Origin of the sequence: Bartonella sp. AD24XZML, from assembly GCF_042196485.1 — a bacterium.
Lineage (GTDB): Bacteria > Pseudomonadota > Alphaproteobacteria > Rhizobiales > Rhizobiaceae > Bartonella.
Map to the genome: position 1 here is coordinate 11,766 of NZ_JBHIQH010000083.1, position 22,217 is coordinate 33,982.

The following is a 22,217-nucleotide window of genomic DNA, read 5'->3' on the forward strand; positions in this document are numbered from 1 at the left end:
TCGCAGAAAATACCGTTTAGCATACAATAGATATTTTTTGTATGTTTTTACAATCACTTCCAATTTTTCAAAACAGAAAATGGAGAGAATTTTCGCTCTGCTTCTTCTAAATTTTCACCCATATTCATCTTTATCCCTTCTTTACGTGGATAATGATTAATAGACAACTCAAAAAACTCTTCCATGATTGCGCCAATATCAATTTTATCATCATAAAATACTTCAGGAGTATCAAGCCCCTCCACATCTAAAAACAATTCCCCTGTATCCTCTGATATTTTGGGCTTCATCAAATTTGAATCTTCAGGAACAAAAACAACCTCAATATTTTCACAAAGGATATTTTCTAATGGTTCTAATGTAACAACACATAACTGTAGTATACGCGCTTGCAACAGACCTTTTATACGCACTCCGCGTTTTTTCCATGGGAAAATATGGAATTTTCCCTCACAAGATTTTACTTCAATTAAATCATGGTTCTGGGCTAAATGTGTACATTCTTTTTTGTTTGCACAAAAATGAACCCTTATACCTTTAGCAGGTAGAGAACGTACAGATATTGGATAAGCTAAAGCAAATGTCATTTGAGGAACATTTTGAACATTCATTGACAACTCCCAAACATAAAAACGCGTAAAGCACTATGTTTTTATTTATCTCAAGTATTTATGCATTTTTTTCTTTTCTAAAGAAATTCTATATGGCATAATTTGCTTTATAACAGGGAAACTCAGTGTAAGCTACGGTAGATTAAGTTAAAATTAGAAAAAACTTGAGGTTGCCTTCTTGTCCTACATCTCAGTATAAAAAGGAGATACTATTGTTTCAAATGCCTCACATAATAGCCTTAATCAAACGTAAATTATTGATTGGTCTATCAATAGCAAGCATAGGAATGCTTTCTGGGTGTAGCCTTCTTGATTCTTCAGGTTCGAGCCAAATTTATAGAGAAGGCTATGTTCTTGATAAAAATGCTCTAAGTTCTATCTCTATTGGCTCCAGTCAAGAGCAAGTTCTTTTAACTTTAGGGACCCCTTCATTAAAAACAAAATATGATAATGAAGTTTTTTATTACATCTCACAGACACGTTATCGTGGGATGCAGTTTATGAAAACAAAGATTATTGATCGCAAAGTTTTAGCCATTTACTTCAATAAAAATAATCAAGTTGCAAAAGTTGCAAATTACGGATTACAAGACGGTCAAGTGTTTGATTTTATTACACAAACAACGCCAACTGTAACGAAAGAACATCCTTTCTTAATTCAAATTATAAAAGGCCCTGCGAATTTGCCACCCCATAACTAAATTATATAGTCTGCATACCGTTTCAATATTATAGGTCTGATAATATCAGATCTATAATAGGGGGATTTGTAACTCTTAGAGGCGAACTTTTTTTGCCATACTGTCAAGAACTGCATTAACAAGTTTTGGCTCATCACCTTCAAAAAACGCCTTTGCTATGTCAACATACTCATTCATGACAACCGCAACGGGAACATCTTTACGGTTGATCAACTCCCATAAACCTGCTCGTAAAATTGCTCGCAATATAGAATCAAGACGTGAAAGAGACCACTCTGCAGAAAGCTGTTGATGAAGCAGCGGATCAAGCTGCTTTTGATCTTTTACAACACCCGTTATAATAGCCAAAAACCATTGAAAATCAGCTTCAAGATATTGGTCTCCATCAATATCTTTTCCCAAACGATAAGCCTCATACTCAGCTGCCGTTTCCATCACCCCCGAACCCACGATATCCATTTGATAGAGTGCTTGAACTGCAGCGAGTCTTGCTGCTCCACGTTTATTGGCTGAACGCGGAAAATGTCTGCTTTTTATATCAGCCATATTTAACGATTATCTCCAAATCTCTTTTTTAGAGCGATCATACATAAAGCAGCTTCAGCCGCAAAACCACCTTTATTTTTGTCATCTAGTTTTGCACGCACCCATGCTTGTTCTTTGTTTTCAACAGTCAAAATACCATTTCCAATAGCCAAGTGCTGATGAACAGTTAAATCCATCAATGCACGACAAGAATCATTAGCAACAATTTCAAAGTGATATGTTTCACCCCGAATAACACAACCAAGAGCAACATAACCATCATACGATATCTTGTTTTGTTCAGCAAAAGCTATTGCACTTGGTATTTCTAATGCTCCAGGAACCGTTACAACATCATAACTTGCTTCAGCTTTTTGCAAAGTATTCACCGCACCTCTCAAAAGCGCATCAGAAATCCCCTCATAAAAACGTGCCTCAACAATCAATACGTGAGGCTTTTTAACTATCTCTTTCATCATAATGGAATTCCACAAAAAACGAATCAAAAAAATCAAAGTTATAAAGCATAAAATTCTGAAAACGATCAATAGAGTGTTGGCTTATTCATCTTCTCTTTTTAAAGTAAAAAGTTTTGCAGCATAACGAGCAAGTTGATCAATTTCCAAATTGACCCGATCTCCAATTTTAGCTTGTCCCCACGTTGTCATTTCAAGTGTATGGCGAATAATAAGAACATCAAAAACACAATCCTCAACACCATTAACAGTCAAAGATGTCCCATTAAGTGCAATAGATCCCTTATTAACAATGAAAGGCATAAATTGTCTTGAAACTTTTAAATAAAAGCGAATTGCATCCCCTTCATTTTTTTGATCAATGATTTCAGCCAAACCATCAATATGACCAGAAACTAAATGTCCTCCCATTTCATCACCCAATCGAAGCGAACGTTCCAAATTAACAAAAGTTCCTTTTATCCATTGTGCAAGATTCGTTAAACGTAATGTTTCTTCCCACGCCTCGACAACAAACCAATTGGAATCTTCTTGCTTTAATCCTCGCTCTACAATTGTCAGACAAATTCCTGAACAAGCAATTGACGCGCCAATTGCTAAGCTTTCTATAGCATAGCGGGTAGAAATCTTTAAACGCATCCCCTGCTTTAAAGGTTGAACATCTTCAACACAACCAATATCCGTTATAATTCCTGTGAACATAATGTCTTACGTCTCCACTTATAAAAACGGTCATTTCCAAACATTCTTGTCTCAATTTCATGAAACTGCGAGAGATAATTTCCAAAATGAGGGGCTTCAATACGATTTTTGCCTAAAACAATGGGGGTATGAAAACATATCAAATGATCAACACAACCAGCATTCAAAAATTTTTCCCCTGTCTTGACGCCTCCTTCCAATAAAACACTATTAATCCCATGTTTATAAAGCATCTGTAAAAGAGCAAAGGGTTCTACACAACCATTGTTCATCTCGACCGAATAAACAGACACACCATATTGCTCCAATGCATTTTTTTTGCTTTTCTTTGAAAGATCCACATCACAAATAACCCATGTAGGAATTTTTATGGCTGTTTGGACAACTTTTGCATCAAGGGGGATAGATAAATCTGCATCCAAAATAATACGAATTGGTGAGCGCATCTCCATCCCTGGCAAGCGGCAATTGAGTTGTGGATCATCTGCTAATATAGTACCAATACCAACGAGGATAGCATTATTTTGAGCACGTAGAATATGCGTATAGGCATGAGAAAGTGTTCCACTAATTTTTACGCTGCCCTTCTCTCTTTTTCCAACACCATTATCGGCAGAAATTGCCATTTTAAAAGTGACCGCACAGCGTTGTATCTTCCTTATGCACCAATGCGTCCATAAGGATTCAAAAGCCTCTTCAGCTAAAATGCCCTCAACCACTTCAATACCCGCCGCTCGCAAAAGAGCAATACCATGACCATCAACACGCTTGTCACAATCAGTCAGCGCAACAACAACTCGAGAAACACCTGAATCAATAAGCGCATTCACACACGGCGAAGTTTTTCCATAATGCGCACAAGGTTCTAAAGTAACATAAGCAGTCGCTCCTTGAGCCAAAGAACCTGCCATGTGTAAAGCTTGCACTTCCGCATGAGGGCTCCCATGAATAGCTGTTACGCCATAGCCAACAATAAACGCCCCCACAGCACCATTATCGTTTCGCACAATTAACGTACCAACGGAAGGATTCTCACCTGTAAGACCGACATGACGTTCTGCTAAACGAATAGCTGCAGCCATAAACCGTTCATCTTGCACTTTTTTATTCATCAAAACGAGATTCTGTATCCGCGATACCCTTTGACAATTCATCTATAACATCGTGAAAATCGCTTGCATTACGAAAATCTCGATACACAGAAGCAAAGCGAATATAAGCAATATCATCAATTCTTTTCAATGCTTCCATCACAAGATACCCAATTTTTTCTGAAGAAATCTCTGGTTCTCCCAAACTTTCAAGCTGGCGTACAATGCCAGAAATTGCTCGTTCAATATGATCAGGATCAATATTGCGCTTACGTACAGCCACATCAACTGATCGCATTAACTTATCACGATCGAAGGGTTCACATCGTCCACTTTTTTTAGCAACCAAGAGCTCACGCAACTGAACACGTTCAAAAGTTGTAAAACGACCACCACAAACGGAACACACACGGCGGCGGCGAATCACTGCCCCCTCTTCTGCTGGACGTGAGTCTTTGACCTGTGTATCCTCATATTGGCAGTAAGGACAGCGCATCCTTTGTATCCTTAACGAGTGGTAAGATAAGAGTAAAGAGGAAATTGATTCGTTATATCTTTTACCTTTTTCTCAACAGCCATTTCAACGGCATGATTATCTTCATCACTTTTTGCACTCCGAAGACCATCAAGAACTTCTGAAATCAGATGACCAACTTGAATAAACTCTTTTTCTAAAAAACCACGCGTCGTGGCAGCAGGTGATCCCAAACGAATTCCTGATGTTATAGATGGCGTTTCAGAATCAAAAGGAATGCCATTTTTGTTGCAGGTAATATGAGCGCGTCCCAAAGCCAATTCAGCACGTTTACCTGTTAGATTTTTGGAACGTAAATCAACTAACAACAAGTGATTATCTGTACCACCAGAAACAATATTAAAACCATTACCCTGTAATGTTTTTGCTAAAGTTTTCGCATTAGCGACAACATTGGCACTATAATTCTTAAAAGAGGGACGCAAAGCCTCCTCAAACGCAACAGCCTTTGCGGCAATCACATGCATTAAAGGACCACCTTGAAGACCCGGAAAAATTGCAGAATTAATTTTTCTGGATAAAGCCTCATCATTTGTCAATATTAAACCACCACGAGGACCTCGAAGCGACTTATGTGTTGTTGTTGTTACAATATGCGCATGTGGAACAGGTGAAGGATGCACGCCACCAGCAACAAGACCAGCAATATGAGACATATCAACGAGTAGATGAGCACCAATCTCATCTGCAATTTCACGGAATCGTTTCCAATCCCATAGCCGTGGATAAGATGAGCCCCCTGCTATAATAAGTTTTGGCTTACGTTCTTTTGCAAGCTGCTCAACCTCATCCATATCAATAATCTGATCTTCTTGACGCACACCATAGGAAACAACATCAAACCATTTTCCTGACATATTAACAGGTGAACCATGCGTAAGGTGACCACCAGCATTTAAATCCAATCCCATAAATGTGTCACCAGGCTGAAGTAAAGCTAAAAAGACAGCTTGATTCATTTGGCTACCAGAATTAGGCTGTACATTCGCAAACGCAGCACCGAAAAGCTGTTTTGCCCTTTCAATAGCTAAATCTTCAACGACATCAACAAATTGACACCCACCATAGTAGCGCTTTCTTGGATAACCTTCTGCATACTTATTGGTTAAAACAGACCCCTGCGCTTCAAGGACCGCTCTTGAAACAATATTCTCTGAAGCAATCAGCTCAATTTCATGTTGTTGACGCTCAAACTCCCCTCTAATTGCGTCAAAAATTGCACCATCAACAGTTTGTAAATTATCATTAAAAAAGCGCTTTTGTGCGTCATTTTCTTGTTGAGTCATAAACACATTCCTAACATAAAAAAATAAATTCAAGGAACGATAACACAGCAAACCATGCAAACCAAACATTTTAAACTACTTACACTCAAAAATAATGAGGCAAATATTTATCTTATTCTTTGTTATAAAAACAGCGAAAAACTTCCCTCTCGAGAATGGTAAAAAATGAAATTACATTTCTTTTTTACACTCTTATTTGTTTACACCTTTTACAAAAAATATCTATAATCTAAAGAAATTCAATAATTTAATGATTAAAAATAATTTATAATGTGAAAAGCTGAATATAATAGGCAAAGTTAATACGAAGGCAAATAAGAATGCTAACCAAAGTTTTTATTGATGGTGAACATGGCACAACCGGACTACAAATACAAAAACGCTTAGAAAGGCGTACAGATTTAAAACTAATCTCTCTTGCTCATAAAGATCGCCATAATGTTCATCTGCGACAAGACTATCTTAATCAAGCCGATATTGCTATTTTGTGTCTTCCAGATGATACTGCACGCGAAACAGTTCATTGGCTTAAAAAAAATAAAAACATTAGGATTATTGATAGCTCGACAGCCCACCGTGTTGCACCAGACTGGGTTTACGGTTTTCCTGAAATGACAGCAGGACAAAGAAAGCGCATCCAAGCAGCACATTATATAACCAATCCCGGATGCTATCCTACCGGTGCCATTAGTTTGATTCGCCCACTCCGTGAAGCAGGACTGCTAGACGCCGATTATCCCATCTCGATTAATGCAATCTCCGGCTATACCGGTGGTGGAAAACAGTTGATTTTACAAATGGAAAATCAATCTCAACAAAATATTCAGGACAATTATTTTATCTATGGTCTTAATCTTGAACACAAACATGTGCCAGAAATTAAAATCTATGGACAAATCAATCAAACCCCAGTTTTTATACCAAGTGTGAGTCGTTTTCCCCAAGGAATGATTGTGAATCTTCCTCTGCATCGCCATTTATTCACAAAATCAGCAAACTGTTCTGATTTGCGCGAAATTCTCGCAAACCATTACGAAGGACAAAATACCATTTTAGTCGCATCACAAGAAGAAACTGTTTCACTTGAAAGACTTAATCCAGAGTGTTTAGCCAATAAAGATGGTATGAAACTGTTCGTATTTGGAAATGATCGTGAAGGTATTTTCAATCTCAGCGCTATATTCGATAATTTAGGAAAAGGCGCATCAGCTGCAGCTATCCAAAACCTCGATTTAATGCTTTCAAGCAACTAAACCTCCCTACTCACAAACTTTTATTCAACAACGGGATAAGCCCCTTTTGTTGCTCGCCAATGCGCAACAACAAAACACAACACGACTAATGCCATACTTTGATGAATGAGCCCCAAACTTATCGGAACCTCATGTAACAGTGTCAAAATACCTAAAAGTGCTTGGATAATAATCATAACACAGATAAGAAATGCACGACGAGAGTGGGTTGAACGGGGAACATTTTTTTGTACATAGAAAGCATGAATAGCCGAGGCAATCAATAAAAAATAAGCAAAAAATCTATGAATAAACTGAACCGTTAAGGGATTTTCGAATAAATTGAGCCAAACAGGACGATGCTGTAACAATCCATCAGGAATAATCTGACCATCCATAAGGGGCCATGTATTATAGACTTTTCCTGCATGAAGCCCTGCAACCAAAGCACCCCAATAAATCTCTATCAAGACGAGAATAACAAGCCAAGCCGCAAAATATTGCACCTTTTGATTTGCTGGCTTTTCTGAGTATTCTTCAAGTCCTCGAGATAAATAAGTAACAAAAACAATAACAAAACATGCCGTTATAAGATGAAATGCCAAACGATATTGGCTCACACTTGTTAAACTACTTTGCCCAATCCCTGAAGCAACCATCCACCAACCAATAAAGCCTTGAAAGGCGATAAGAATAGGTACAACAATAAGCGGGAGTAAGATATTTTTTTCAACACGCTTAGTCGCCCAAAACCAAATGAGCCCCAATAAAGCGACAAGACCAACAAGACGCCCAAGAACACGATGCGCCCATTCCCACCAAAAAATGACCTTAAAAGCACTTAAGGTCATATCAGGATTAAGCAGCTTATATTGTGCTATCTGTTGATATTTTAAAAATTCCTCTTGCCATTGATCCACACCAATCGGTGGAATAACGCCGTGTATTGGCTTCCATTCCGTTATAGATAATCCTGATCCCGTCAAACGAGTAGCGCCACCCACTAAGACAATTGCCAAACACAGCAATAAAATAGAGTAAAGCCACACCTGTATATGTTTTCTATTTTCCTTTTGCACAGGCGTTAAAATGCTATTGTTTAATCTCTTTACTACCATCTCTGATTGCCCCACGCTTCTCTCCAACTAAAATGCATTTTAAAATTTAAACATTAACTTTTTGTCTATTTTAGTATGTACTACAACTTTAGCAAAAAACAAGCGTACCACTATAACATGCGATATATATTTCTTTTTTACTTTACGAAGCTTATGATGTTACAACACGATAAACAGTCTTTGGAAAGCTGTCTACCATCCGCATCATCCATTCTTGTTCATTAAGAACAGTATTACAAATATAATAGTCTGTTAGCTCTGCAAATTGCTCAAACCCATATTTTGGTTCGCTTGCCATCTCTAGGATGATAAAATCATATTCTTTTTTAAATTCTTGTAATATATGAAAAATATCATTTGAAAAATCTTGTGCTGAAATGGCACTTGTTAACCCCTGAGGAAGAATATCAACCCCCGTATCATAATCACGGTAAATAACATCATGCAACTTGGCATTGCCCGTTAAAATATCACTCAGTCCGCGATGTGGGCCAATGACTTTCTCTATTTGTTGACCAGAAATATCGACCAACAAAATTGTTTTGTTCTCTTTTGTGAGATGAAGTGAAAGCTTTGCCGCTGTCCGTGCAGCCTCTGGTCCAATGATTGAAATAATGGTTGAAGCACGCCATTTCAAAACATCAGATAATCCCTCTATCGTAATAAAAGCTTCAAAATTTTTCATTTCTTGAGAGACTAAAATATTCTCATTCTTCTTAAGAGAATTTTCTTTTGATCTCAAATCCTCTTCTGAGATTTGGTCTTTTTTCCTTTTAAAGCACGGATAGAATAACAAGATTCCTAGCAAAAGAGTAAAGAAGCTGGCCAATGCACTCACAAGAATATTTTTTCCATAAAGAGCCATAAAAGAAATTGGTGCTAACGTTATTGGCATAACCACGTGGATATTTGTATTTTGTAAGAGAAGAGGATTATCACTCAATCCCCAATATGAACCAATGACTTTTTCTCTTCGTTGAACAGACTTACTCATCGCTTTATTTTGGACATCGATCGCTGCTTTTATTTTATTTTCAAATTCATTAAATATTTCATTCAAAGATTGGGATTGATCTTTTATAAAAAAACTCACCCTTTTTTGAAGCTGTTTTTCCAATTCCGTTGCAATAACCTCATCTGAATGAACTTGATAAACAATCTGTAAAATTTTATTTTTTAATTGATGAGAAACTGTCTCTAATTCTGCAGTCATCGCTTTAATTTGAGGATGTGTCCACCCTAATTGTGCAGCCATATGTGCTCTTTGCGTTTCCAAGAGATCACGTTTAGATTCCAGAGCAACAATTGCTGAATTGCCTGCAATAAACGATAAAGACAGTAAAGACTGCCCATTTTCACGCATCATGTTAATCGTTGAATTCAAACTTGTTAAATGAATACGCTTTAAAGTTGCTTGCGTTAATTGCATCGAAAGATTATGAAGCTCTGTTTGTTTTACACCACGCTGAATAAAAGAATCAATAGATTTACAAAATTCCTGCACGATATTAAGGATTGCAATATTATCATATTGTTTGTCTTCTAATTTATCATTTAACAAGAATTGTTTCTGTTTTATGATTGCTTGTGAAAATGCGGAAAACAAAGTTTCCAACCCACGTTGAGCTGCTTCAAGTGTCTCGGCTTCAAAAATAAGATCGATAAAATCACCATGACGCGATAAACGGATATTTTCATGATTTTTTTTCTTATAAGAAGCATTTAAAGAAAAATTCGAATCATTGAAGAACATAGGCTGTGAAAACAAAAAAGCGATAACATTGTCTTGCTTTTTAATTGGTAATGGCTTTCCTACAGAATCAGATAATGAAAATGTTAAAGTTGCTTGGTAACCACGGGGCTGAACAAAATAATACAACCAAATCAAAGATACACATAGCATTTGTAATAGCAAAACAATCAAAATGCTTCGCCATACGGTACGTACGAATAGTCTTTTATTACATATAAGACTCATCTTTATTTTAACCAGCAAAATACTTCTTCATATTGTTTTATTAAGAGAAAGTAGTAACTATCCTCTTAACTTGCTGTCATATTATTTTGAGATAATAAAAATATAAAATTTAAGCACAAATGTTCAAAAATAGCTTTAAAGAACTTAATTCATATTTTTTTTGAGGCTCTCTAGTTGTTTTTTTGCTTCAGAAGTAACAACCGCTCTAATGGTAATAGACCCATCATCATGCCCTTCTTGCACTATTTCCGCAGAGTTTTCATAAAACCAATCAATAAGCGACATTTCATGAGGTTGTAAAAGATATTCAATGCTTTGCACCTCTCCAAAAATTCGTTTTTCAATGGCTCTTAATAATTGATCGAGTCCATCCCCCTTAAGTGCTGATACCATGAGAGCAGGATTTAATCGCGTCTTTGCGCTTGTTTGTAAAACATTCAATGCTTGCTCATCTAACATATCAATCTTATTCCAAACTTCTATGATGTGCTCCATATCATCAATATCGATATCAAGACTTGAAAGCACTTCTAAAACATCTTGGGCATGTGCTAGATGATCAAGATCTGACATATCTCTTACATGAAGAATGAGATCCGCTTCAACCACTTCTTCAAGGGTTGCTCTAAAAGCTGCAATCAAATTCGTTGGCAAGTTAGAAATAAACCCTACAGTATCAGACAAAAGAACAGTTTTTCCATGGGGAAGAACAACTTTGCGCAAAGTCGGATCAAGCGTTGCAAATAACATATTCTTTGCTAAAACATCTGCACCGCTTAAACGGTTAAAGAGAGTTGACTTTCCTGTATTCGTATATCCTACCAGTGCTACAACAGGATAAGATGTTTTTTTCCTTTTTGCTCTATGAAGTGCACGTGTTTTAATAACCGTTTGCAATTCGCGGCGAATACGAATAATTTTTTCTTGTAAAAGACGCCTATCTGCTTCAATTTGCGTCTCACCAGGTCCACCTAGGAAGCCACGCCCCCCCCGTTGCCTTTCCAAGTGCGTCCAACTCCGCACAAGCCTCCCTTTTTGATAGGACAAACGCGCTAACTCTACTTGCAAAACTCCTTCTTTTGTTCGTGCACGGTCCCCAAAAATTTCAAGAATCAAAGCCGTTCTATCGATAACTTTGCAATTCCACAATTTTTCTAAATTACGCTGCTGTACTGGCGTTAAAAAGTGATCTACAATCGCAAGCTCAATAGAATATTCATCTATATAACAGGTTAACGCATCTACTTTACCTTTTCCAAAGAGAGTCGCAGAGCGAGGCGTTGCAATATTAATCGTTTCATAATTAACAACTTCTAACCTTATAGCACGTGCTAACCCCAATGATTCTTTAACACGAGAAGATATAGAACACTCTCTCAAAGAACTTTCACTTCTATTTTCTTGAAAAATCGGTATCAAAACAAGTGCGCGCACCTGTCCTGTATTCTGCGAAAATACCCCTCCTAATCTCTCATTTTCATTTATCATAGCAATCTAAGTACTTTTAAATGGGATAAGAGGTCTATCTTAAAATGATATGTTTACTCAGGACTTTCACCCTCAAACATCTGTACAGGCTGTCCAGGCATAATCGTAGAAATAGCATGCTTATAAACCAATTGCGCGTGTCCATCTCGACGCAAAAGAACACAAAAATTATCAAATGAAGTTACAATACCCGTGAGTTTAACGCCATTGACAAGAAAAATTGTAAGGGAAATTTTTTGCTTACGCACCGTATTTAAAAACACATCTTGCAGGTGTTGTGATCGCTCTGCCATTATTCTTACACCTTTATCTAGATTGCATAAAATATTCGTGCATGCATATCGACTGAAAAATATCCAATTGTCAACGTAGAAGCTTAAAAATTCAGCAACAAACAACTGAAATTAGAGAAAAAACGGCTCTTTAACACAATAATAAAGTACAACTTACGAAAAGCTATATTAAATTAAAAATTTTTCCACGTTTACTTTTTATGAGCTTACAATTCAAAGGCATACTTTTATACATCCTAAGCTATTACAGACTATATGTGATGATGAATCTGCTTCGTTTAGAATCAATAAAAGTAAGCGGACAACAATATTTATTAACGATTATCGATATTAAAGAGAGGCATTTGCACCTTACTGTATATATAACCGCTATTAAAGTCCTTATTTCAAAGACTGCCGGCTTATAAAGCTTTCTATAAACACAAGTTGTAAACAGTATTTTTGTTTTAGTTAGATTTAAATAATAAATTGTTTTTACTATATTTTATAACATATTTAAACAGGGTACAAGAAATCGCGTTAACTTTATCTTGATAAGTTTTTAAAATTTTTCCCTAAGCATATTCCTTTCTAAATAATTAACAGCTAGTATGTAGAAATTATGTGGAAGAGGACGTATCCCTTTTCCGGCTGTAAGAGTACGAGGCGAGTATGGCACGCAGAACAAAATTGCAAACATTTGAAGTTGAAGTTGAAGAAGCCCTCACAAAAGCTATGAACTTTGATTTCGATGACACAGGATTTGAAACGATATCATCCAATAATTCTGAAAATGTTGTTAATGTCGATGATCTGATTCAAAAAATTGCAATGGCAGAAGAAGAATTTTTTGCTGAAAACGGTACGTCAACTTTTGTTTCTAATATTCATGATGAAGCTGTTATTGATAAATCCGTTGTTGAACAGCTTTTTGCTCCAAAACCTTCACCTGATATTTCAGGTGGAACTGTTCATAATACATTATTGCCTACAAAACTTCTTCCCGCAAATGATGATATAACAACCCCTGTAAATTTTGGACCATTCAAGCAGCGTTCTTCCTCGCGAGTCTACTGGTATACAACAGCGCTTAGTGCTTTATGGGCAACGGGAGGAGCTTTTATTGCGCATAAGCTCGCACCTACCGGACTCAGCTCCTTATCCAATATCAGCACTTTTGTTACATCCCCAACAGGACTTGCTGTAGCAGCCGGAACAGCAATTCCTATCCTTATATCTTGGGGCGTTGCTCAATTAACAAAACGTTCAAACGACTTACATAATATTGCACTTCTTATGACCAATGCTGCACAGCGCCTTAGTGAACCACAACATCTATCTGAAAAACAAGCTATTGCTATAGGGCAAACCATTCGTGAAGAAGTAGCGGCAATGAACGAAGGTATTGAACGTACCCTCGGACGTGCTGTTGAACTTGAAGCAATCATACAAGGTGAAGTTCACAATCTAGAACAAGCCTATGCTGAGAATGAATCACGCATTCACACATTAATCAAAGAATTGAGTAATGAACGCATAGCCATTTTGAATCATGCAGATCGCGTACAATCAACAATTAAAGGAACCCAAGAACAACTGAATGATGAATTTGGTTTGGTTACCTCTAACATTGTAACTAATGTTGAAAAGCTTGCACAAACCCTTTCTCAAACTTTACAAAAACAAGGCGAAGACCTCGTTGAAAAACTTTCCTATGCTGGTGATGGCGTAACAAATCAGCTTGTTGAAAAATTTAACAAAACAACAACACAAATTCAGCAGAAAAACACGGAATTTTTTCATGAATTAGGAAAAAACTTCGATGGCTTTGCAAAACGACTTGATCATAATGAAAAACAAATAGAAAAAACTTTTAATGAAACAGCTGAAAAAGCAGAAGTACATGTTGCTAAAATTGCAACACATATACAAGCAGTAACAGATCAAACTTTGCACGCTGTCGATGAAAAGTTTAAAGCCTTGGATAAAGCTCTTATTGATCGTAATAATCAATCTCTACAGAATTTTGATGAGAAGATCTTAAAGCTCGACGACCAAGCACATAAACTCTCTTCTAAATTTGATAACGTAACCTCGCAAGCAATTGGAGCCTTTGAACAACGTTTAGCAACGGTTGATCTTTCTCTTAAAAAACATAGTGATTCCATCATTGATTCCTTTATAGAACGTAGTCAGGCTTTAGAGGATAATGCTGAAAAACTTGGTAACTTCTTGGAAGCTCATGTCTTGAAAATAAATGAGAACCTCCAAGAAAAAACAGCAGACATTACCCATGCATTTACAAATGGACGTGAAGCTATTCTTTCTGCAATTGATAAAAGTAAAGAAAGTCTGAGAGAAGAAATTCAATATGTCGACAATGCCATTGTTGATATCATACAAGAACGTTCACAAGATTTTAAAGTACAACTTTCTGATCAACGAGCTCTTATGGCAGACATGCTCGATAACGAGAAGAATAAAATTGCGGACACATTAAGAAATCAAATTGATGTTTTATCCCAAAATACTTCTCATATTGAAAAAGTTTTGGCTAACAATGTTCAAGTCGTTGATAAACAAGCTGAAAATCATATTACAAACATCATTCAATGCACTGAAAAGTTACAAGATGTCATTGTACAAAGTTGTAATACAACCCAAGATGCTTTAGAAGCACAAGCGAGAAATATTGATATCCGTGCCGATGCTCTGCGCGATTCTTTAGCGATTAATAGTTTTTCTCTCAATGAAGTTCTTGCCGATCAAGCACGTACACTTGAACAACGCATGGAAACAATCCATAACCTCATTGCAAAAAGTGATATACGTGTCGATGTTGCATTGAAACAACAAATAGATTTAGTTGAGAGTGCAATTGTCGCCAATAATAAAAACATTACTGAAACGGTTCAAGATCATATCAAAAACCTTGAAAGCCATGCCGAAATTTTAAAGAATACTCTCTCTCAATCGAGTGGTGTTTTCTTTGAAACCCTTGAAACACGTATGGAATCATTCGATACAGATCTAGAAGATCGTGCACACAAAATTTTTGAACGGACAACAACGCTAGAGGAAACATTATCTGAAAAATTTAGCCAAATCTGTGAGGCCATTGATATGCAAACATCTGTTATTGAGGAACGTTCTGACACATTAAAAACGTCTCTCATGATTAATAATGAGCAAAGTCAGATAATTCAACAAGCGCTGGAAAGCAGTGTTGACAATATGCGTGTAAGCTTAGAAGACTCTGTTAATACAGTGACAGATAACCTGCATAATAAGATTATAAAAGCTTCTGATATTCTTTCTTCTACGAGTGAACAAATTCTTTCATCTGTTACAAATGTTACTGCACAAGCAGAAAATATTCTCTCAGAATCAGGCAATCGCATTGTATCAAATGTCAAAAAAACTGTTTATGATACCAGTGAAAAAGTTCTGTCCGTTCTGTCTGAACAAACAGCGCATACTGTCGAAGCTTTCGCAACAGCCAGTCATAATGCACAAGCATTATTGAATGAAACTATTCACACATCAACAACAGTAATAGAACAAGTTCTTAATGAACGCTGTGATGTTCTTCATCACTCTATGCAAAATCTTAAAAATAATTTAGGATATCAACTCTCTGATGTAACGAGCCGTCTGGAAGATGCTGGAAATCAAACAACAACACAAATTTCAGAACATGTTGGAAAAATAACAGAGCTTACAAATCACTTAAATCAAGCAGCGCAAAATACAACAGAATCAATTGATTCTTTAACACAGCATATCGGTGAACAACTCTCTCTTTCCACACAAGATGCTGAACAAAGAATTTATGCACATAATGAATCTTTAGTGAATAGCTTAACCAAAGCTAACTCTGAAACACTTCAAACAATAACGATTATGAAGGAAGAGCTTGTTAATAATGTCTCATCCATCTTAACACAGTTGAATCAATCAATTTACAATTTTCAGGAAAATAGTAATGTTTTATTATCGGCTGTTCAAAATATTGATGGGCAGTTTAATGAGAGTACAAATAATTTTTTCCGCAACACGAACCAAGTAGCAGAGCGTTTGTCAGCCTCAAATCAAGCGCTCAATACTAATGTTGAAATTCTGCAAGGACTTTCAAAGAGTACCTTTGAACAAATTAATCATATAACGAGCAGTTTTGGTGAACATGCAAAGACACTTTCCCAAACTATTCATGTTCTTGAACAGTCTGAAAATTCACTTAGTGCAACACTTGAAGAAAAACATAATACGCTTTCTGTATTAAGCGATGCTCTTGTTTCAAAGTCTCATGAAATTAATCAAATGATTGGGCATTATGAAAAAATCTTCAACTCAGCACTTGAACGCTCTGATAAGAATGCGCGTAACTCCACAAATTCATTCCAACAATCACTTAATAAGCTTGTTAGTGAAGCATCAACGCGTTTTTCAGAAGCAGCAGAAGATATACGTCGCTCCGCTGATGAAGTTCGTTTAGAGCTTTCAAAGATTAATAATGATATCAATGAAAATGTAAAAAAACTTCCAGAAAAAACAAAAGAAACAACGCAAACAATTCGCACAGCTTTGAATGAACAGATTACAGCGTTACAAGATTTAGTCAGTGTTATACAAAATGATCAAAAGAGCGCACAAAAACAGCTAATATCAGCATTTCCTACATCATCAATGTTTAATCAAAAAAGTGACAGTTCCACTGAGTCTGTTAAAAAGATTGTGCCACCTAAGCCTATTTTGCAACAAGATCAAAGCAAAAAAAGACCAAATAAATGGGTATCAAATCTCTTAGAAAGAGCTTCACGTGAAGAAACATTTTATGATGCTCCCCCTAGTGATGATGTTTTAACATCAGTGCAAACAAAACCATCTCCTGCAAACTGTTCTCTTAATTCATTAGCTTCTGGTATAGTGCAAGCTATTAATCACAATGCCATTGTTGAGCTATGGGATCATTATCAACGTGGACAAAAAAACATCGTAACAGAACGCCTTTATACCTTAAATGGACAAAAAATATTTGAAATGATTAAGAAAAAATATATGAGCGATTTTGGGTTTAAACGTTCAGTGAATCAATATGTTACAGATTTCGAAAAGCTCTTACGTGATATATCGCGCAGTTCTGGCTCTTCCAACTTAGTTCGCAAGTACTTGATATCAGATACCGGAAAAGTTTATACTATGCTTGCTCATGCAAGTGGTCGAATCCAATAACAAATAAGAAAGTGGAAAAAGATATTTTTTCCACTTTCTCTCTCCAGTTGTTTTAATGGCTCATCATAGAATGCTTTTTTTTCAACTGTAGCTTTGTACTTCAAAGGTTGGGATAATTGGCATGCGGTTTTCTTTGACATCCTAAGCAATAACCCTAAAGAAGCGTAATGACTTATCGAACACCGTATCATTCTAAGAATGATAAAGCATGTTTTCTATTTCCTTATCTTTTTCTTAACTCCTTTATTTTTCATAGTTTTATAAAGGTACAAAATCGGTAATAATTATTTTTATTAATTGTGAAAAAATTCATGCTTTTGTATTAAAATAGCTCATAGAAACACTTCTATTTATTTTTTTTATCCACATATTACTCTCGTTGAATTATCTAAGTAAATATTTTTTATTATATTAGGTGAATTTGAGCTAAAAGAATCTTATTGTATTCAAATTTCTCATTCAACATACGAGATGATTCATTATAAATTATAAAGTTTGCATTATTAAGAGTTCAATTGAATAATAAACAAAACAACTCCCATTTTTAAAGTTCCAATTTCCTTTAAATAGCTGCAAAAATAATTTATAAATTGCAAATTGTTATTTAAAATTTCTTCTACCTCCCTATAGAAATTTAAATAAAGAAGATGAAGTTAATAGAAAGCACTCTTCTTTTCTTTCCTTAAGTTGTAAGCATTGCAAAAAAAATAATGGCTTGGTAATGTAATTATTAGTAATATTTTATTCGTTTGTAGACTAATCAATTTTTACGGGTTTTATTAAGGAAAGAAAAAACTGATCGTGCTGCTATCAATGAAATTATTCATGCACACAAACAAAAAGAATTATCAAACTGGTTTTACGATCCAGAAGAGTTTTCTCATACTCATACATTTTGATATTCAGAGAAATGAGGATTTATTAGTGGACAAAACCTTATCGTAGATGGAACATCTCATATACACATACGCTAACTTGGATATCATAAAAATGTCTAGAGAACAAAATAGTGATTTCAGTTCACCAAAAGCTGAACTTGACAGTGCCGCACTTTTTTATCACCAACACCCAAAACCTGGAAAATTGGAAATACAAGCAACAAAACCTCTTGATAATCAACGTGATTTAGCTCTTGCTTATTCTCCAGGCGTTGCTGCACCATGTCTTGCGATTCATGAAGATCCCAATCTCGCTGCTCAATATACCTCCCGTGCTAATTTAGTCGCTGTTATATCCAATGGAACTGCTGTTCTTGGTTTAGGGAACATTGGTCCACTCGCTTCCAAACCAGTTATGGAAGGCAAGGCCGTTTTATTTAAAAAATTTGCGAATATTGATGTTTTTGATATTGAAATTGATGCATCCGATATAGAACAAATGGTACAAACAATATCGACCTTAGAACCTACATTTGGTGGTATTAATCTTGAAGACATTAAGGCTCCTGAATGTTTTGACATCGAAGAAAAACTTCGTGCTAAAATGAAAATTCCAGTTTTTCATGATGACCAACATGGAACTGCCATTATCGTTTCTGCGGCTGTATTAAATGCCTTAAATCTTTCAGGAAAAAAAATTGAAAATGCAAAAATAGTTACCTCAGGTGCAGGTGCTGCTGCCCTCGCTTGCCTTAATCTTTTGGTTCGTCTTGGGGCAAAAGTTGAAAATATTTGGCTTAGTGACTTAGAGGGAGTTGTTTATGAAGGTCGCAAGACCCTTATGGATCGTTGGAAAATCAATTACGCACAAAAAACGGACGCACGAACTTTATCTGATATTATTGATGATGCGGATATTTTTCTAGGCCTATCTGCGGGTGGTGTTTTAAAGCCTGAATATCTTAAAAGAATGGCTCAAAATCCACTCATTTTAGCACTGGCTAATCCAGTACCAGAAATTATGCCTGAAGAAGCACGCTCTATACGACCAGATGCAATGATCTGCACAGGACGCTCTGATTATCCCAATCAAGTTAATAATGTCCTTTGTTTTCCCTATATCTTCCGTGGTGCATTAGACGTAGGTGCTAGTGCAATTAATGAAGAAATGAAAATGGCCGCTGTTCATGCGATTGCTGCCCTTGCACGTGAAGAAACTTCAGATGTTGTAGCACGTGCATACTCGAAAGAACCACCCAATTTTGGACCAGACTATCTGATCCCCTCTCCTTTTGATCCGCGTTTAATACTGCGTATTGCTCCCGCTGTTGCTAAAGCAGCAATGACAACTGGTGTCGCCATTCGTCCCATTGAAGATATGGAGGCCTACTATGATATCCTCAATCGATTTGTCTTTCTTTCTGGTTTAACAATGAAACCTGTTTTTGCTGCAGCAAAAACAGCAAAACGTAAACGCGTCATCTATGCCAATGGTGAAGATGAACGCGTCCTTCGTGCAGCACAAGTTGTCATTGAAGAACAAACAGCAACGCCCCTCCTTATCGGCCGTCCACATGTCGTAGAAGCAAGATTAAAACGCTTTGGTTTAAGAATTCGTCCTGGTATAGATTTTGAATTAACAAACCCTGAAGATGATCCACGTTTTCGTGATTATGTTAATTTATTTTTTCATTATACAGGGAGGCGTGGTGTTACGCCTGAAATGGCAAAAACAGTAGTGAGAACATCAACAACGGCTATTGCTGCCCTTGCCGTTATGCGTGAAGAAGCAGATGCAATGATTTGCGGCTTAGAAGGACGCTTTGAACGTCAACTTGAATTGATTGAACAAATTATCGGTCTTGATCCTCATGTTCACCGTTTTTCTGCTATGAGTTTGCTTATCTCTCAACAACGTACTCTTTTCCTCACAGATACTTACGTCAATGAAAATCCTTCTGCAGAAGAAATCGCTGAAATGACTGTGTTGGCAGCTCAAGAAGTTGAAGCATTTGGAATAACACCAAAAGCAGCCTTATTATCACACTCAAACTTTGGTTCTAAAAACACAGAAAGTGCGCGTAAAATGCGACGTGCAACAGAAATTCTTGCCAAATTACACCCTGATTTAGAAGCAGATGGTGAAATGCATGCTGATGCTGCCCTTTCCAAAGTTTTTCGTGATCGTGTTTTTCCTAATTCTCGTCTTAAAAGTGAAGCTAATTTGCTTGTCTTTCCAACACTTGATTCAGCCAATATCACGCTCAACACTGTTAAAAGCCTCACAAATGCACTCCATGTTGGTCCTATTCTAATCGGGGCAGCACGTCCCGCCCATATCTTAACGCCTTCAGTAACTTCCCGGGGAGTTGTTAATATAACAGCCCTTGCTGTCCTTGCTGCCAATAGAAAAAATAGTCTTGTAAAATAAATGCGCAATAAAATTTCAAAGTTTTTTAAATATTGAGATATAGTATTTCATGTACTGTAAACCTCTTTTCTCTATAGATAAAGACAGCTATATTCTGGATTAAGTCTTTTTTTTAAAGAGAAAAAAGGCTAGAAGAACAATATTAAATGTATTTTGAATTTACTAACTCTATAATAAGGAATCCGTACATTGCCTTCCACGTTTGATAAAGTTGCTGATATCATTGCAGAAATCAGTGAAATTGATCGCAATACAATTACACCTGAGAGTCATACAATTGACGATTTAGGAATCGACAGTCTTGATTTTCTTGATATTGTTTTCGCTATTGATAAAGCTTTCGGAATAAAAGTCCCTCTAGAACAATGGACACAAGAAGTCAACGAAGGTACCGTTGCAACAGAAGAATACTTTGTTCTTAAAAACCTTTGTGCAAAAATTGATGATCTCGTTGCCTTAAAACAGGCGGAGTAGTTTTTTCGCCATGCATGATCAATCTGTATTCATTACTGGTATAGGTCTCATAAGCTCTCTGGGGGCAGGAACTGATCAACATTGGAATCTCTTAAATGATCCAATCCGTACACCAAACCTAGATTATATAACTTTTTCACCTTACACGGTTCATAAATTGCCCGAAATTGATTGGAGTTTACAAATTCCTAAAAAAAGTGATCAACGGCAAATGGGAACATGGCAGCGTCTTGGTACCTATGCAGCTGGTCTTGCTCTTGATGATGCCGGCATAAAAAATAATGAACAACTCACTTCAACAATGGATATGATCGTAGCGGCAAGTGGGGGAGAACGTGATATTACTGTTGATACACAGATTCTTTCTAAAGCGCGCGCAGTTGCCGATCATGCTTCTATGTTAAATGTTGCTCTTTCAACTGAACTTCGTCCAACATTATTTTTGGCACAACTTTCAAACCTTTTGGCAGGAAACATTTCAATTGTTCATAAAGTCACTGGATCATCTCGTACATTTATGGGAGAAGAAGGCAGTGGTCTTTCTGCACTTCAAATTGCTGTAGCTCGTATTAAATCAGGTCAAAGTACCCATGCTCTTGTAGGAAGTTCCTATAATGCACAAAGTTATGATATGTTGTTGGCGCATGAGCTTGGTGGTCTTTTAACCCATAATGGATGGAGCCCAGTGTGGAATCGTGAAATTCACCCCGGCGGCGGTATTATAACCGGTTCTGGTGGTATCTTTCTAGTTCTTGAAAGTGGAGAGCATGCGAAAAAACGTAACGCGCGTGCTTATGCTGAAATTAGTCAAATTGTTACAGACCAAACAGATAGAACCAAAACTTCACTGAGAGAGTCAATTGCAACAATGTTGAAAACTGTGGGCGCTAAATCTGCCTTAGTCATTTCAGCAGCCTCAGGTGCTCACGAAGCAACAAAAGCAGAACAATATGCTCTTGACGATGCTGATCTATCTTATCGCGGTATTACAACATTATTTGGTTATATGCGGGAAGCACAATTTCCTCTAGCGCTTGCTCTGGCAGCACTTGCAATTGAAAAAAAACACTGTTTTCCAGCATTAAGTCCTCATGAAAAACCTTTTCCTAAAGAAGTGCGTGAAATATTTATTACAACTATTGGTATAAAAAGAGCTGAAGGTATCGTGCGTCTTACAGCTGTTTAAA

17 protein-coding genes are annotated in these 22,217 nt (G+C 36.6%); 6 read left to right on the plus strand and 11 right to left on the minus strand.

Features of this window, described 5'->3' with window-relative positions; genetic code table 11:
• Positions 1-53: 53 nt before the first annotated feature.
• On the minus strand, positions 54-611 hold the full coding sequence (locus ACFIMX_RS07925; RefSeq protein ID WP_375618504.1) for a DUF177 domain-containing protein: 558 nt from the start codon (positions 609-611) through the stop codon (positions 54-56).
• Between the two features lie 221 nt (positions 612-832).
• Between ACFIMX_RS07925 and ACFIMX_RS07930 the strand changes: the two genes are divergently transcribed.
• Entirely contained in the window at positions 833-1,312 is a 480-nt protein-coding gene (locus ACFIMX_RS07930) for an outer membrane protein assembly factor BamE (protein WP_375618522.1), read from the plus strand.
• 75 nt (positions 1,313-1,387) lie between these two features.
• On the opposite strand, the gene nusB is transcribed toward ACFIMX_RS07930, so the two are convergent.
• The 6 genes from nusB to glyA all read right to left on the minus strand — a co-directional run bounded on the left by nusB (position 1,388) and on the right by glyA (position 5,927).
• Positions 1,388-1,858, minus strand: a complete 471-nt coding sequence (nusB, locus tag ACFIMX_RS07935; protein ID WP_015856452.1) for a transcription antitermination factor NusB — start codon at positions 1,856-1,858, stop codon at positions 1,388-1,390.
• Positions 1,859-1,860: 2 nt separating this feature from the next.
• A complete protein-coding gene (locus tag ACFIMX_RS07940) occupies positions 1,861-2,316 on the minus strand; it encodes a 6,7-dimethyl-8-ribityllumazine synthase (protein ID WP_375618505.1) in 456 nt (151 codons plus the stop codon).
• Between the two features lie 81 nt (positions 2,317-2,397).
• The gene (locus ACFIMX_RS07945) at positions 2,398-3,015 is read right to left on the minus strand and encodes a riboflavin synthase (protein WP_375611571.1); all 618 of its coding nucleotides are present in this window, start codon (positions 3,013-3,015) and stop codon (positions 2,398-2,400) included.
• Positions 2,997-4,127 (minus strand): bifunctional diaminohydroxyphosphoribosylaminopyrimidine deaminase/5-amino-6-(5-phosphoribosylamino)uracil reductase RibD, encoded by a 1,131-nt coding sequence (ribD, locus tag ACFIMX_RS07950; RefSeq protein ID WP_375618523.1) that lies wholly within the window; start codon positions 4,125-4,127, stop codon positions 2,997-2,999. Before ribD ends, ACFIMX_RS07945 begins: the two co-directional genes overlap by 19 nt.
• Complete coding sequence (gene nrdR / locus ACFIMX_RS07955) at positions 4,120-4,602, minus strand: transcriptional regulator NrdR (RefSeq protein ID WP_375618506.1); 483 nt, start codon at positions 4,600-4,602, stop codon at positions 4,120-4,122. The genes ribD and nrdR overlap by 8 nt, the downstream gene beginning before the upstream one ends.
• An 11-nt stretch (positions 4,603-4,613) precedes the next feature.
• Positions 4,614-5,927, minus strand: a complete 1,314-nt coding sequence (gene glyA, locus ACFIMX_RS07960; RefSeq protein WP_375694298.1) for a serine hydroxymethyltransferase — start codon at positions 5,925-5,927, stop codon at positions 4,614-4,616.
• A 320-nt stretch (positions 5,928-6,247) separates the two neighbouring features.
• On the opposite strand from glyA, the gene argC reads away from it, so the two are divergent.
• Positions 6,248-7,180, plus strand: a complete 933-nt coding sequence (gene argC, locus ACFIMX_RS07965) for an N-acetyl-gamma-glutamyl-phosphate reductase (protein WP_375694299.1) — start codon at positions 6,248-6,250, stop codon at positions 7,178-7,180.
• Between the two features lie 20 nt (positions 7,181-7,200).
• On the opposite strand, the gene ACFIMX_RS07970 is transcribed toward argC, so the two are convergent.
• From ACFIMX_RS07970 to hfq, 4 genes are all read right to left on the minus strand, one after another.
• Positions 7,201-8,292, minus strand: coding sequence for a COX15/CtaA family protein (locus ACFIMX_RS07970; RefSeq protein WP_375640104.1), 1,092 nt, complete (start codon positions 8,290-8,292; stop codon positions 7,201-7,203).
• Positions 8,293-8,428: 136 nt separating this feature from the next.
• Entirely contained in the window at positions 8,429-10,255 is a 1,827-nt protein-coding gene (locus tag ACFIMX_RS07975; RefSeq protein WP_375694300.1) for a hypothetical protein, read from the minus strand.
• A gap of 144 nt (positions 10,256-10,399) precedes the next feature.
• Entirely contained in the window at positions 10,400-11,743 is a 1,344-nt protein-coding gene (gene hflX, locus ACFIMX_RS07980; RefSeq protein ID WP_375618511.1) for a GTPase HflX, read from the minus strand.
• Positions 11,744-11,796: 53 nt separating this feature from the next.
• The gene (hfq, locus tag ACFIMX_RS07985) at positions 11,797-12,036 is read right to left on the minus strand and encodes an RNA chaperone Hfq (protein WP_005773461.1); all 240 of its coding nucleotides are present in this window, start codon (positions 12,034-12,036) and stop codon (positions 11,797-11,799) included.
• A gap of 651 nt (positions 12,037-12,687) precedes the next feature.
• Here hfq and ACFIMX_RS07990 point away from each other — a divergent pair.
• The 4 genes from ACFIMX_RS07990 to ACFIMX_RS08005 all read left to right on the plus strand — a co-directional run bounded on the left by ACFIMX_RS07990 (position 12,688) and on the right by ACFIMX_RS08005 (position 22,216).
• Positions 12,688-17,247 carry a hypothetical protein gene (locus ACFIMX_RS07990; RefSeq protein WP_375640101.1) on the plus strand — a complete coding sequence of 1,520 codons (4,560 nt, stop codon included), beginning with the start codon at positions 12,688-12,690 and terminating at the stop codon, positions 17,245-17,247.
• A gap of 990 nt (positions 17,248-18,237) precedes the next feature.
• The gene (locus tag ACFIMX_RS07995; protein WP_375618513.1) at positions 18,238-20,556 is read left to right on the plus strand and encodes an NADP-dependent malic enzyme; all 2,319 of its coding nucleotides are present in this window, start codon (positions 18,238-18,240) and stop codon (positions 20,554-20,556) included.
• Between the two features lie 189 nt (positions 20,557-20,745).
• Entirely contained in the window at positions 20,746-21,030 is a 285-nt protein-coding gene (locus ACFIMX_RS08000; protein ID WP_005773457.1) for an acyl carrier protein, read from the plus strand.
• A gap of 10 nt (positions 21,031-21,040) precedes the next feature.
• Entirely contained in the window at positions 21,041-22,216 is a 1,176-nt protein-coding gene (locus ACFIMX_RS08005) for a beta-ketoacyl-ACP synthase (protein ID WP_375640100.1), read from the plus strand.
• The last annotated feature ends 1 nt before the right edge of the window (position 22,217 follow it).

Bases quoted from the DNA above. Each gene is read 5' to 3' on its own strand.
- ACFIMX_RS07925 (WP_375618504.1), bottom strand. From the start codon at position 611: ATGAATGTTCAAAATGTTCCTCAAATGACATTTGCTTTAGCTTATCCA.
- ACFIMX_RS07930 (WP_375618522.1), top strand. From the start codon at position 833: ATGCCTCACATAATAGCCTTAATCAAACGTAAATTATTGATTGGTCTA.
- nusB (WP_015856452.1), bottom strand. From the start codon at position 1,858: ATGGCTGATATAAAAAGCAGACATTTTCCGCGTTCAGCCAATAAACGT.
- ACFIMX_RS07940 (WP_375618505.1), bottom strand. From the start codon at position 2,316: ATGATGAAAGAGATAGTTAAAAAGCCTCACGTATTGATTGTTGAGGCA.
- ACFIMX_RS07945 (WP_375611571.1), bottom strand. From the start codon at position 3,015: ATGTTCACAGGAATTATAACGGATATTGGTTGTGTTGAAGATGTTCAA.
- ribD (WP_375618523.1), bottom strand. From the start codon at position 4,127: ATGAATAAAAAAGTGCAAGATGAACGGTTTATGGCTGCAGCTATTCGT.
- nrdR (WP_375618506.1), bottom strand. From the start codon at position 4,602: ATGCGCTGTCCTTACTGCCAATATGAGGATACACAGGTCAAAGACTCA.
- glyA (WP_375694298.1), bottom strand. From the start codon at position 5,927: ATGACTCAACAAGAAAATGACGCACAAAAGCGCTTTTTTAATGATAAT.
- argC (WP_375694299.1), top strand. From the start codon at position 6,248: ATGCTAACCAAAGTTTTTATTGATGGTGAACATGGCACAACCGGACTA.
- ACFIMX_RS07975 (WP_375694300.1), bottom strand. From the start codon at position 10,255: ATGAGTCTTATATGTAATAAAAGACTATTCGTACGTACCGTATGGCGA.
- hflX (WP_375618511.1), bottom strand. From the start codon at position 11,743: ATGATAAATGAAAATGAGAGATTAGGAGGGGTATTTTCGCAGAATACA.
- hfq (WP_005773461.1), bottom strand. From the start codon at position 12,036: ATGGCAGAGCGATCACAACACCTGCAAGATGTGTTTTTAAATACGGTG.
- ACFIMX_RS07990 (WP_375640101.1), top strand. From the start codon at position 12,688: ATGGCACGCAGAACAAAATTGCAAACATTTGAAGTTGAAGTTGAAGAA.
- ACFIMX_RS07995 (WP_375618513.1), top strand. From the start codon at position 18,238: ATGTCTAGAGAACAAAATAGTGATTTCAGTTCACCAAAAGCTGAACTT.
- ACFIMX_RS08005 (WP_375640100.1), top strand. From the start codon at position 21,041: ATGCATGATCAATCTGTATTCATTACTGGTATAGGTCTCATAAGCTCT.